Origin of the sequence: Kitasatospora sp. NPDC004799, assembly GCF_040609095.1 — a bacterium.
Lineage (GTDB): Bacteria > Actinomycetota > Actinomycetes > Streptomycetales > Streptomycetaceae > Kitasatospora.
Genome location: NZ_JBEXJK010000352.1, coordinates 1 through 8792 on the forward strand (window position 1 = coordinate 1; position 8792 = coordinate 8792).

Annotated in this window: 9 protein-coding genes and 1 tRNA gene; 9 read left to right on the forward strand and 1 reads right to left on the reverse strand. The window is 72.9% G+C overall.

Features of this window, described 5'->3' with window-relative positions; all coding sequences use genetic code 11:
• From ABZW03_RS31740 to ABZW03_RS31765, 6 genes are all read left to right on the forward strand, one after another.
• Window positions 1-724, forward strand: a 724-nt coding sequence (locus tag ABZW03_RS31740) for a class F sortase (protein ID WP_355265937.1), incomplete at its 5' end; no start/stop codon positions are given.
• Between the two features lie 188 nt (window positions 725-912).
• Window positions 913-1812: a hypothetical protein gene (locus ABZW03_RS31745; RefSeq protein WP_355265940.1), complete on the forward strand. Its 900-nt coding sequence runs from the start codon at window positions 913-915 to the stop codon at window positions 1810-1812.
• Window positions 1809-2654: a response regulator transcription factor gene (locus ABZW03_RS31750; RefSeq protein WP_355265942.1), complete on the forward strand. Its 846-nt coding sequence runs from the start codon at window positions 1809-1811 to the stop codon at window positions 2652-2654. The genes ABZW03_RS31745 and ABZW03_RS31750 overlap by 4 nt, the downstream gene beginning before the upstream one ends.
• Window positions 2651-3859, forward strand: coding sequence for a HAMP domain-containing sensor histidine kinase (locus ABZW03_RS31755; protein ID WP_355265945.1), 1209 nt, complete (start codon window positions 2651-2653; stop codon window positions 3857-3859). Before ABZW03_RS31750 ends, ABZW03_RS31755 begins: the two co-directional genes overlap by 4 nt.
• 157 nt (window positions 3860-4016) lie before the next feature.
• A complete protein-coding gene (locus tag ABZW03_RS31760; protein ID WP_355265948.1) occupies window positions 4017-5066 on the forward strand; it encodes an AAA family ATPase in 1050 nt (349 codons plus the stop codon).
• On the forward strand, window positions 5063-5662 hold the full coding sequence (locus ABZW03_RS31765; RefSeq protein ID WP_355265951.1) for a hypothetical protein: 600 nt from the start codon (window positions 5063-5065) through the stop codon (window positions 5660-5662). Before ABZW03_RS31760 ends, ABZW03_RS31765 begins: the two co-directional genes overlap by 4 nt.
• A gap of 67 nt (window positions 5663-5729) precedes the next feature.
• On the opposite strand, the gene ABZW03_RS31770 is transcribed toward ABZW03_RS31765, so the two are convergent.
• Window positions 5730-5803, reverse strand: a tRNA-Thr gene (locus ABZW03_RS31770).
• Between the two features lie 281 nt (window positions 5804-6084).
• On the opposite strand from ABZW03_RS31770, the gene ugpC reads away from it, so the two are divergent.
• The 3 genes from ugpC (at window position 6085) to ABZW03_RS31785 (ending at window position 8725) form a co-directional block, all read left to right on the forward strand.
• Complete coding sequence (gene ugpC, locus ABZW03_RS31775) at window positions 6085-7176, forward strand: sn-glycerol-3-phosphate ABC transporter ATP-binding protein UgpC (RefSeq protein ID WP_355265954.1); 1092 nt, start codon at window positions 6085-6087, stop codon at window positions 7174-7176.
• Between the two features lie 164 nt (window positions 7177-7340).
• Entirely contained in the window at window positions 7341-7796 is a 456-nt protein-coding gene (locus ABZW03_RS31780) for a hypothetical protein (RefSeq protein ID WP_355265957.1), read from the forward strand.
• 128 nt (window positions 7797-7924) lie between these two features.
• Entirely contained in the window at window positions 7925-8725 is an 801-nt protein-coding gene (locus ABZW03_RS31785) for a nucleotidyltransferase family protein (RefSeq protein WP_355265960.1), read from the forward strand.
• Window positions 8726-8792 lie beyond the last annotated feature (67 nt).

The window sequence follows — 8792 nt, forward strand, 5'->3', positions numbered from 1 at the left end:
TCACGGCGGTGGGCGGCGGCGGTACCAGGACAGCCGCCGACGCGCCGCCCGGCCCGGCCCCGGCCCGCTGCGCCGTACCGCCTTCGGCACCGCCGGCCTGCTCTGCCTGGTGCTCGGCACCTCGCTCGCCCTGTCCGGCCGGGAGACCCCGGTGGTACGGGTCGAGACCTCCGGACACGGCACCGGAACCGACACCCCGGCGGCGGCACCGGGCACCCCGGCCGCGACCGGCGCCGCCCCCACCGCTCCGACCGCCCCCACCGCCCCGAAGCCGTACCCGCCCTCGCCGCCGACCCGGCTGCTGGTCCCCTCCGTCGGAGTGGACGCGCCGGTGGCCGACCTCGGCCTGAACCCCGACGGCACGGTCGAGGTGCCGTCGGCCGACCGGGGCGACGAGGTCGGCTGGTACCGCAACGGCCCCACCCCCGGCGAGACCGGCCCCGCCGTGCTCATCGGTCACTACGACACCGCGCACGGCCCGGCGGTCTTCAAGCAGCTGCCGAAACTGCGGCCCGGAGCGCTGATCCGGATCCGGCGCGCGGACGGCAGCACCGTGGACTTCAAGGTCCGCGCGCTGCTCCAGGCCGCCAAGGACCGCTTCCCGACCGCCCAGGTGTACGGCGACACGCCCGCGCCCGCGCTCCGGCTGATCACCTGCGGCGGGCAGATCGGCTCGGACGGCCACTGGACGGACAACATCATCGTGCTGGCGGACCTGACCTGACCCGGCCCGGGCCGGCGGAACGCGGCCCAAGGCCCAAGGCCCAAGGCCCAAGGCCCACGGCCCACGACCCGGGGCCCACACACCGCCGCGGAACCGTCGGACGCCGTCCGTACGACCTACCACCGGGGCGGCAGTGACGGGAGCGACGGCCGAGGCGTCGCCAGAGAGCAGGAGGACGAGCACCGACCGTGGCAGCAACACCACCACCCCGCCGCCGACCCGGCGCCGTCCCGGTGGCCACCCTGGCCGGCCTGGTCGTCGTCCTCGCCCTCGCCGCCCTGGCCTTCGGCCGGGCCACCCCCGGCGGCCTGCGCGACCAGGGCCCGCTCCAGGCCGTCGCGCCGCCGCCGGTGTCCCGCCCGCTCTGGCCGCAGCTGCCCGCCTCCCCGCCGCCGGCCACGCCCGCGACCGGGGCCACCCAGGAGCCGCCGCAGCCCGTACCGGACCTGACCGTCCCCGGGCGCGACATCACCGCGGTCGACGTCCGCGCCGTCCTCGCCAAGGACCCGAAGGTGGGCCCGGAGGAGCGGCAGGCGCTCGCCTCCTGCACCGGCTGCGAGGTCCGCGCCCCCGAGTTCCGCGACCTCACCGGGGACGGTCAGCCCGAGCTGATCACCGTCGTCGCCACCCCCGGGCGGGCCGTGCTGCACGTCTACACCCTCGCCGAGGACCGCCTGCTGCCGGTCCTCCAGGTCCAGGTGCTGCCGACGTTCACCGCCTCGACCGTCGGCGCCGACCTCTGGCTGTTCGAGCCGACCGGCGTCAACGTCCTGACCAGCAGCCACTACGCGTGGGACGGGACCAGGCTCGCCCTGAAGGAACGCAAGGACGAGGGCCTCGGGCTGCTCCCGCCCACCGCCCCGGAGGACGGCCGGCCGCCCACCTCCAAACCCGAACCCGGCCCGGCACCGGCGCGTCCCACCCCGTTCGCGCCGAAGCAGGCGGTCCCCGAGGCCGTCGTCCCGTCCCCGCGCGCCGTGCGGCCGTCCACCGCGCCCTCCGCCCCCGCCGCGTCCACCGCCCCCGCCGGCGCCGCCGTTCCCGCCGTTCCGTCCGCCCCCGTCGTGCTCCCGGAAGCGAAGCGATGACCCCCGCAGCCACCAGCACCCCCGCCCACCCGCACATCCTCCTGGTCGAGGACGACGAGGTGATCCGCGAGGCCACCCGGATGGCCCTGGAGCGCTACGGCTTCCCGGTCACCACGGCGGCCGACGGCCTGGAGGGGCTGGAGGCCTTCCACGCCGTGCGGCCCGACCTGCTCCTGCTGGACGTCATGCTGCCGCTGCTCGACGGGGTCGGCCTGTGCCGCCGGATCCGGGAGGAGAGCCAGCTGCCGATCCTGATGATGTCCGCCCGGACCGACCCGGTGGACGTGGTCTCCGGGCTGGAGGCCGGGGCGGACGACTACGTGGTCAAGCCCTTCGAGAGCGCCGTCCTGGTCGCCCGGATCCGCACCGTGCTGCGCCGCATCCGGGTCGTCCCGACGGCCGACGCCCCGGCGCCCGCCGACGCCGCGCTGGCCGCCGCGCCGCTCACCGCCTTCCCGCCGACCGCCGACGCCGCTCCGCCCACCGCCTTCCCGCCGACCGCCGACGCCACCGCGGCCCCGCAGCCGCCGGAGGCCCCCGCGCCCTCCCCCGCCGTGCGCAGCTTCGACGGCCTCCAGGTGGACACCGACAGCATGGAGGTCCGGGTGGACGGCGGCCTCGTCCCGCTCACCCCCACCGAACTGCGGCTGCTGCTGGAGTTCACCGCCGCGCCCGGGATCGTGCTGGAGCGCTCGACCCTGCTCGAACGCGTCTGGGACTACGAGTGGGGCGCCGACACCCGGGTCGTGGACGTCCACGTGCAGCGGCTGCGCGCCAAGATCGGCTCCGGCCGGATCGAGACCGTCCGCGGGTTCGGCTACAAGCTGCGGCGTCCGGCATGACCCTGCGCCGCCAGATCGCCACCGCCGTCGCCGCCATCGCCGTCCTGGTCGCGGTGGCCGTCGGCCTGCTGGTCCACCAGGCGATGATCCGTCAGCACGTCGACCAGGCCCGCTCCGCCGCCCTCGCCGCCCTCGACTCCGCGCGGGACGGCTACGCCCGCGGCGGCGCCCCGGCCGGCCGCGGCGCCGTGGTGAACGACCCGGCCCTGCCCGAGCGGCTGCGCGCCCTCGCCTCCGGCGGCCGGCACGGCTCGCTGCTCGCCGCCGACGGCGCCGGGGAGTCGATGTGGGCGGCCGGCCCGGTGCAGGACGGGGTGCTGTCCGTCCGGGTGGACTTCGCCCAGCACCGGCAGGCCATCGCCGACCTGGACCGGATCATCCTGCTCACCGTCGTCGCCGCGGTCTTCACCACCGTGCTGGCCGGCGTGCTCGTCGCCGACCGGATCAGCCGCCGACTGCGCACCGCGGCCACCGCCGCCCGGGGCATCGCGGCCGGGGGGACGGACACCCGGATCGGCGAACTCGTCGACGGCAAGGACGAGGTGGCCGACCTCGCCGCCGCCGTCGACCTGATGTCCCGCACCCTGCACCGGCGGCTGGAGGACGAGCAGCGCTTCACCGCGGACGTCGCCCACGAGCTGCGCACCCCGCTCACCGGGCTGGTCACCGCCGCCGAACTGCTGCCGCCCGGGCGGCCCACCCAGCTCGTGCAGAACCGGGTCCAGGCGCTGCGCGGCCTGGTCGAGGACCTGCTGGAGGTCTCCCGCCTGGACGCGGACGCCGAGTCCCCCGACCTCTCCGCCGTCCCGCTGGAACGCGCGGCGCGCCGCACCGTCTCCCTCACCGGGCTGGACGTCACCGTCGAGGTCACCGCCGACCGGCAGGTCCGCACCGACCTGCGCCGGCTGGACCGCATCCTCGGCAACCTGCTCCTCAACGCCCACCGCCACGGCGCCGGCCCGGTCCACCTGCACGTCGACGGCCCGCGGATCACCGTCCGCGACCACGGCCCCGGCTACCCCGAGGACCTCCTCCGGCACGGCCCGCAGCGCTTCCGCACCAACGCCCCCGAACGCGGCCGCGGCCACGGCCTCGGCCTCACCATCGCCACCGGCCACGCCCGCGTCATCGGCGCCACCCTCACCTTCACCAACCACCCCGCCGGCGGCGCCCTCGCCACCCTCACCCTCCCCACCCCGGACTGACCCGGACTGCCCGGGCCGCCGACGCAACGTGCTCGCGCGCCCGGATTTTAGGGTCCAATCAACTTGCCGACAAGCCGAGTTGACGCATCATCAGTTCCATCTGAACGATGGGGGCGCAGGCGTGAATGACGTTCACGCGGGAGGGGTCTTGCCAGAGGTGGCCGAGCCGGACGAGCTCGTCGGACTGTTCGAGGTGGCCGAGATGGCCGGAGTCGGCCGGACTGTCGTCGCGAACTGGCGCAACCGCGACAGGCGATTCCCTGCTCCGATCGCGGATCTCCGCAGTGGCCCGGTGTTCCGGGCCACTCAGATCCGCCGTTACCTAAAGCAGAGGAAGAAGCACATGGTTCATGTCATCTCCACCATCAACTTGAAGGGCGGGGTCGGCAAGACGACCACGACCGTCGCGCTCGCCGAATTCCTCTCCGCAGAGTTCCGCAAGAGGGTTCTGGTCATCGACCTGGACCCGCAGACCAACCTCACTACGGTGCTGATCGGAGAAGAGCGCTGGAAGTCCCTGAACGATGAGGGCCTGACGCTGGCCACGCTGTTCAAGGACGCACTCCGCCCGGAGGACGAGGCCGCTCATTTCGACCTCAAGAAGACGCTGCAACGACGCGTATCGCCGGTGAACGACGTCTGGCAGGTCGACCTGCTACCCTCCTCGCTCGACCTGATCGACGTACAGGACCGCCTGGCATCCATGCCTTCCGGCCGGTTCTTCTCCAACAACCCGACCGACCTCCTGCGGAAGGCGGTGAAATCGATCCTCGACGACTACGACTACGTCCTGGTGGACTGCCCGCCGAACCTTGGAATCGTCACACTGAACGGTCTCCGCATTTCCGACGGATACATCATCCCGACAATCCCCGACGTGCTGTCGACCTACGGCATTCCGCAGATCCAGCAGCGGGTGAAGGCGTTCGCCGACAGTCTGGGAGAGGAAATCGCCGAGGTCGGTATCGTGGTGACCAAGTACCGGAAGGCCTCCACCGTGCACATGAACACGATCCGCCGCCTGGAGAACGACTCCGAGCTTCCGGTCGTACTACCGTCCTACATCCCGGAGGCCAATCAGATCGCCGCGTCCGCCGAATTCGTGGGCACCGGAACGCTTCGACAGAAGTACGGATACCAGGGGCAGTACGACACCTTCCGCTCGATGACGAAGGAATTCATCGAGCTGGTCCAGGAGCTCGCGTGACCGACAAGGACGACCTCACCGATCTCCAGGAATCAGTCAGCGACGCACGTCCGACGGAACCGCAGTCGGTCGATCCCGAGCCACAGGCACTTGCCCTGCACGTACAGCGCTCCGCGGACGCCCTCTTGAGGCTCGGCGCATCCGACCCCGGCCTCGCCGGGGTACTCGCACGGCTCACCGAGGCGGTGGCGGTGGAAGCGGCACGTACAGCACGGTTCTCCAGGGCACTCGCCAGAGCACTGGCCGATGTCAGCCCGCCGGCCCCACCGGGCGATCGCCGGCCGAGGGCGAGTCGGCGTACCAGGGGCGTCATCGACCCCTTCACCGTCTTCGCCGAAGCGGGGGAGGACGGCCTTCGGTCACGCCTCGGCGGACTCGACCTCGAGCAGCTGCGGGACATCGTCGCCGAGCACGGCATGGACCATGATCGGCTGGCCATGAAGTGGAAGGACTCCCATCGCGTCATCGACCGAATCGTCGAACGAGTCGAAGCGCGAACGGCGAAGGGATCCGCCTTCCGGGGTGTCCGCCGCGGCCCGACCCGCAGCGACGGCCCGCCGACCACTTCCGGCACACCTGCCGCACAGCCCGAGTAACACCTGCGGCAAACGCCGAAGGGCCGGCCCGACACGAGTGTCGGGCCGGCCCTTCGGCGTTGCGCGGAGCCCCCTGTCGGGTTCGAACCGACGACCCCCGCTTTACAAGAGCGGTGCTCTGGCCAGCTGAGCTAAGGAGGCACGGTGGCCGTCCGCGACGGGTCACGGCGGCACCGGGGGCAGTCTACCGGGCGCGGGTGACGGGATGGGGGGATATCCGGGGGTTGGTGGGATGGGTGGGCGTGATGGAACCGATGCCGAAATCGGGTCGGGAGGGGGCTGACAAGCGGCGGGAGCGCGGGTAGCGTCGCCGGGAGCCGGTTCGTGCAGTGGTTCAGACCACTGGCGGCTGGCGGAGCGACAACAGACCCCTTTACTCGGATCGTCCGGCACGTTCCTGCCGGTGAAGGAGAACAACGACCATGGCTTCTGTCACGTACGACAAGGCGACCCGCGTCTACCCCGGGGCGGACAAGCCCTCGGTGGACGCGCTGGACCTGGAGATCGCGGACGGCGAGTTCCTCGTGCTGGTCGGCCCCTCGGGCTGCGGCAAGTCGACCAGCCTGCGCATGCTGGCCGGCCTGGAGGACGTCAACACCGGTGCGATCCGGATCGGCGACCGCGACGTCACCCACCTGCCGCCGAAGGACCGGGACATCGCCATGGTGTTCCAGAACTACGCGCTCTACCCGCACATGACCGTCGCCGACAACATGGGCTTCGCGCTCAAGATCGCCGGCGTGAACAAGGCGGAGATCCGCACCAAGGTCGAGGAGGCCGCGAAGATCCTCGACCTCACCGCGCTGCTGGACCGCAAGCCGAAGGCGCTCTCCGGCGGTCAGCGCCAGCGCGTCGCGATGGGCCGCGCGATCGTCCGCCAGCCGCAGGTCTTCCTGATGGACGAGCCGCTGTCGAACCTGGACGCCAAGCTCCGCGTCTCGACCCGCACCCAGATCGCCGGCCTCCAGCGCCGCCTGGGCATCACCACGGTGTACGTCACCCACGACCAGACCGAGGCGCTCACCATGGGCGACCGGGTCGCGGTGCTCAAGGACGGTCTGCTGCAGCAGGTCGACACCCCGCGCAACATGTACGACAAGCCCGCCAACCTCTTCGTGGCCGGCTTCATCGGCTCGCCGGCCATGAACCTGGTCGAGGTGCCGCTGGTGGACGGCGGCGTGAAGTTCGGCGGCTCGGTCGTGAACATCTCCCGCGAGGACCTGGCCGGCGCCGGCACCGACAAGACGGTGACCGTCGGCATCCGCCCCGAGCACTTCGAGGTCGTCCCGTCGGGCGGCATCGAGGGCGTCGCGGTGACCGTCAACGTGGTCGAGGAGCTCGGCTCGGACGGCTTCGTCTACGGCACCACCCAGATCGGCGGCCAGGACCACGAGCTGGTCGTCCGCGTGCCCGGCCGCCAGATCCCGGCCCGCGGCGAGACCATCCACGTCGTGCCGATCGCCAACGAGACCCACGTCTTCTCCACCAGCTCCGGCCTGCGCCTGAGCAACTGACGCCGCCTCGCGCGACACCCGGAGCCCGTCGGACCCTCGCGGTCCGGCGGGCTCCGTCCGTACACCCCCGCGTCAACACGGCAGGGGGACGAATCCGGACACCGCGTCACTCGATGGTGTAACGGAGGGCGATCCGGCCCGTACCCACCGCTACTCTCCTGAGGGTGAAGCAGCTTGTGCGCCGTATCGGCCAGACCGTCGCCCTGACCCTGCCGGTCGTCCTGGTGACCACCGGCACCCTCGCCGTGACCCGGGTCCCGTGGGCCCCGCCGACCGGGCTCGACCAGCAGGTCGTGGCGGCCTCCAGCGGCGACGGCGCCGGGATCGGGCGCTCCGACAGCGCGGCCGGCGCCGCGGCCAAGGCCTCGGACGGGCTCGCCCCGCAGGAGTCGCTGCGGGTGGCGCTGCTGGACGAGCTGCGCGCGAAGAACCCCTCCGCCGCGCTCGACCTGCTGGAGCGCTCGATGCGCGAGCAGCCCTCGCTGACGCCGTACTGCACCTCGCTGGCCGGCGAGCTGGGCAAGGCGGCGGTGCGCAAGTACCAGGGCGACGTCCAGCGGGCCCGCTCCTTCGCCCGCCCGGTCTGCGACGGGTCGTTCGCGGCCGGCGTCGTCGGCTGAGGAGGCCCGAGGGGTTGAAGGGCCTGGGCAGCCGGTAGAGCCGCACCCGCCTCAGCAGCCACAGCGCCCCGGGAACCCGGCGCCGCCGAGGCGGTGGACGCTCCCGTCCGCCGCCTTATTGTTCAGGCATGACCGCTGACTCCGGCCCCGCCGCCGACCTCCCGTCCGCCCCGCGCCCGCGGCCCCGCTCGCCGCGGCCGACCACGACGCCCGTCACCCAGGCCGTCATCCTGGCCGGCGGCCAGGGCTCCCGGCTGCGCCCCTACACGGACGACCGCCCGAAGCCGCTGGTCGAGATCCCCGGGACGGGCACGCCGATCCTCGGCCACCAGCTGGCCTGGCTGGCCGAGGAGGGCGTCACCGACGTCGTGGTCTCCTGCGGGCACCTTGCCGACGTGCTGGAGGAGTGGCTGGACAAGGCGGACCTGCCGCTGCGGGTCCGCACGGTGATCGAGGCGGAGCCGCTCGGGCGCGGCGGCGGGCTCAAGTACGCGGCCAAGGCGCTGCCCCGCCCGGAGGAGCCCTGGTACGCCACCAACGGCGACATCTGGACCCGCTTCAGCCTGCGCGAGATGGCCGCCTTCCACCACGAGCGGGACGCCGTCGCGACGCTCGCGCTGGCCCGGCCGCGGATCCCCTGGGGCGCGGTGGAGACCGACCAGTTCGGCAACGTGCTGGACTTCATCGAGGCCCCGCCCTCGCCCTTCCTGATCAACGCCGGCCTGTACGTGTTCAGCCCGGAGTTCGCCGAGCTGCTGCCGGACGTGGGCGACCACGAGCGCACCACCTTCCCCCAACTCGCCCGCGGCAAGCGGCTGGCGGGCTACCAGCTGCCGCAGGGCGTGTACTGGCGGGCCATCGACACCGCCAAGGACCTCACCGAGGCGGCCAAGGAGCTCGCCTCCGGCGCCGGCCGGGCGCCCCGCTAGCCTCCGGCAACCGACGAACCGGACACGGACGAACGGCGGTCGGCCGGGGGCTCCCCACGGAGCACCC

Coding starts and splice junctions, on each gene's coding strand:
- ABZW03_RS31750 (WP_355265942.1), top strand. CDS start 1,809: ATGACCCCCGCAGCCACCAGCACCCCCGCCCACCCGCACATCCTCCTG.
- ugpC (WP_355265954.1), top strand. CDS start 6,085: ATGGCTTCTGTCACGTACGACAAGGCGACCCGCGTCTACCCCGGGGCG.
- ABZW03_RS31785 (WP_355265960.1), top strand. CDS start 7,925: ATGACCGCTGACTCCGGCCCCGCCGCCGACCTCCCGTCCGCCCCGCGC.
- ABZW03_RS31755 (WP_355265945.1), top strand. CDS start 2,651: ATGACCCTGCGCCGCCAGATCGCCACCGCCGTCGCCGCCATCGCCGTC.